A 325-nucleotide genomic window follows, 5' to 3' on the forward strand; every position below is an offset into this window, starting at 1 on the left:
TCTCCGACCTGCGAGCGCAAATACTGGGATTGTATTTCGTCGTGTCGACCTTGATCCGGTTGTTGATTTTGAAACAACGCCTGAAGCCGTTGGTGATACGCAATTGTGTACCTGTTTAATAAACAAAGATGGTGTTCGCTTATCAACTACTGAGCATTTAATTGCAGCTGTTGCGGCAATGGGGATCGACAATCTGATTGTTGAACTTGATAGCTCAGAAGTACCAATAATGGATGGTAGTGCATTACCATTCATTTATTTATTACAAAAAGGTGGCATTGAAGAGCAAAATGTCGCGAAGCGCTTTATTCGTATAAAAGAAAAA

General features: G+C 40.6%; 1 protein-coding gene. It reads left to right on the forward strand.

Going from position 1 to position 325, the window contains the following annotated elements:
- A partial coding sequence (locus B4F91_RS01295; RefSeq protein WP_288635336.1) for a UDP-3-O-acyl-N-acetylglucosamine deacetylase occupies window positions 1-325 on the forward strand: 325 nt, incomplete at both ends.

Origin of the sequence: Pseudoalteromonas sp. UBA6610, assembly GCF_002433295.1 — a bacterium.
Classification (GTDB): Bacteria; Pseudomonadota; Gammaproteobacteria; order Enterobacterales; family Alteromonadaceae; genus Pseudoalteromonas; species Pseudoalteromonas atlantica.